This window comes from Anaerotruncus sp. 1XD42-93 (genome assembly GCF_009917605.1).
GTDB lineage: Bacteria > Bacillota > Clostridia > Oscillospirales > Ruminococcaceae > Anaerotruncus.
The window spans coordinates 1-2,384 of record NZ_QZEG01000139.1 but is presented as its reverse complement, the minus strand read 5'-3'; the positions used below and the strand labels follow the sequence as shown (position 1 = coordinate 2,384).

Here is a 2,384-nt window from a genome sequence, read left to right as displayed (position 1 = left end):
GGACGGGTCATCATCAGGTTTTTGCTCTCCGGGTCGATCTCCAGCTTGGTGCAGTCCGCGGTCAGGCCGGTGTGCACACGCGCAGAAACACGCGGCGCGAGGTCGCGCCCGATCGCAGTCGCACCGTACAGCACCACCGCCGGCTGCTTGGCCAGAATCACCTGATGCAGTGCGTGGACGTACGGCTCGGTTGTGTAGACTTCCAGCGCCGGGTCGTCCACCACGATGATCTTGTCCGCTCCGTATTTTGCCAGTCTTTCGCACAGCGGCTCCACATTGTGCCCCAGCAGCACCGCAGTCACCTCGGTGCCAAGGTCGTTTGCCAGCTCTTTGCCCTTGCCGATCAGCTCGTAGGAAACGCTGGTGATCTTGTTGTCTACCTGCTGCGCAAATACAAATACGCCTTTATAATCCTGTACACTCATGTTACCACCATCTTTCCTTACAGTATGAATTTCTCATGCAGCTTCTCGACCAGGAAATCCACCGATTCCTGCGCATCCAGATTCACTACGGTACCTTTGCCCTTGAGGGCTTTGGTGAACGACTTGAACACGCGGGTGGGCGAGCCTTTCAGGCCGATGTTGCCATCCTCGACATCCAGGTCCGGACGGGTCCAGATGGTAACCTCTTTCTCCCGGTAAGCATCGAAGATGCCCTTCGGGCTCATGTAACGCGGCTCGTTCAGCTCGGCCAGTGCGGTAATCAGGCAGGGCATCTTCGCCTTGATGACGTGGTAACGGTCCTCGTACTGCCGCTGAACCTCGACATATTCGCCTTTGACAGTGATCTTCTCCGCATAGCTGATGTTAACCAGGCCGAGATGCTCGGAAATCTGCGGGCCGACCTGTGCGGTATCGCCGTCGATCGCCTGACGGCCGGTGATAATCAGGTCGTACGGCAGCTTCTTGACTGCCGATGCCAACGTCGAAGAGGTGGCCCAGGTATCTGCGCCGCCGAATGCGCGGTCGGTCACCAGAATCGCCTCGTCCGCGCCCATGGCCAGCGCCTCACGCAGCGCCAGATCCGCCTGCGGCGGGCCCATCGAAATGACAGTCACCTTTGCGCCGTTCTCGTCTTTGATCCGCAGCGCTGCTTCCAGCCCTGCCTTGTCATCCGGGTTGATGATGCTCGGGATTCCTTCACGGATCAGTGTACCGGTTACCGGGTCCAGCTTGACCTCATTGGTGTCCGGAACCTGCTTGATGCATACGATAATATTCAATGCTTTGCGCTCCCTTCTCTTATTTCAGCATTGCGCCGGCGATGACCATGCGCTGGACCTCGCTGGTACCCTCGTAGATCTCGGTGATCTTCGCGTCGCGCATCATCCGCTCGACCGGGTAGTCACGGGTATATCCATAGCCGCCGTACAGCTGTACGCACTTGGTGGTGACTGCCATTGCGGTCTCTGCCGCGAACAGTTTCGCCATCGCCGCCTCGGAGGAGAAGCGCTTTTTGGTGTCTTTCGCCATCGCCGCACGATAAACCAGCAGCCGCGCCGCATCCACGCGGGTTTGCAGGTCCGCAAGCTGGAACTGGGTGTTCTGGAATTTGGCGAGCGGGCGTCCGAACTGCTTACGCTCCTTGACATATTTGACCGTCTCGTCGATTGCGCCCTGCGCAATGCCCAGCGCCTGTGCCGCAATCCCGATTCGTCCGCCATCCAGCGTGGTCATCGCAATCTTGAAGCCCTCGCCCTCTTTGCCCAGCAGGTTCTCTTTGGGCACGATGCAGTTTTCAAATACCAGCTCGGTGGTAGACGAGCCCCGGATACCCATTTTCAGCTCTTTTTTGCCGATGCTGAAGCCCGGGAAATCCTTCTCGACGATGAACGCCGAAATCCCGTGGTTGCCCTTGCTCTTGTCGGTCATTGCGAAGATCACGTATGTATCCGCCTTGCCGCCGTTGGTGATGAAGATTTTGGTCCCGTTGAGGACATAATGGTCGCCGTCCAGCACCGCCTTGGTCTGCTGGCCCGATGCGTCGGTTCCCGCAGCAGGCTCGGTCAGGCCGAATGCGCCCAGGTGTTTGCCCTGCGCCAGCGGCACCAGATATTTCTCGATCTGCTCCGGGGTGCCGAACTTGCGGATCGGCTCCGCACAGAGCGAGGTGTGCGCCGACACAATAACGCCTGTTGTGCCGCAGACCTTCGACAGCTCTTCCACGCAGATCGCGTAGGTCAGCGAATCGCAGCCCTGGCCGCCCTGCTCCTTGGTGAACGGGATTCCAAGAAAGCCGTATTTCGCCATCTTTTCCACCGTCTCACTCGGGAACCGCTCTTCCTCGTCCACTTCCTGCGCCAGCGGTTTTACCTCTTTTTCCGCGAAATCACGGAACAGCTGCCGCGCCATTTCCTGCTCTTTGCTCAATACAAAGTCCAT

2 protein-coding genes and 1 pseudogene are annotated in these 2,384 nt (G+C 58.6%); all 3 read right to left on the bottom strand.

Features of this window, described 5'->3' with window-relative positions:
* A pseudogene (locus tag D5269_RS17415) lies at nt 1–425 on the bottom strand (electron transfer flavoprotein subunit alpha/FixB family protein); the annotation flags it as partial.
* A 17-nt stretch (nt 426–442) separates the two neighbouring features.
* Complete coding sequence (locus D5269_RS17410) at nt 443–1,225, bottom strand: electron transfer flavoprotein subunit beta/FixA family protein (protein ID WP_016316054.1); 783 nt, start codon at nt 1,223–1,225, stop codon at nt 443–445.
* Between the two features lie 19 nt (nt 1,226–1,244).
* Nucleotides 1,245–2,384 (bottom strand): acyl-CoA dehydrogenase (locus tag D5269_RS17405; protein ID WP_016316055.1); only part of this gene is annotated, 1,140 nt, incomplete at its 5' end.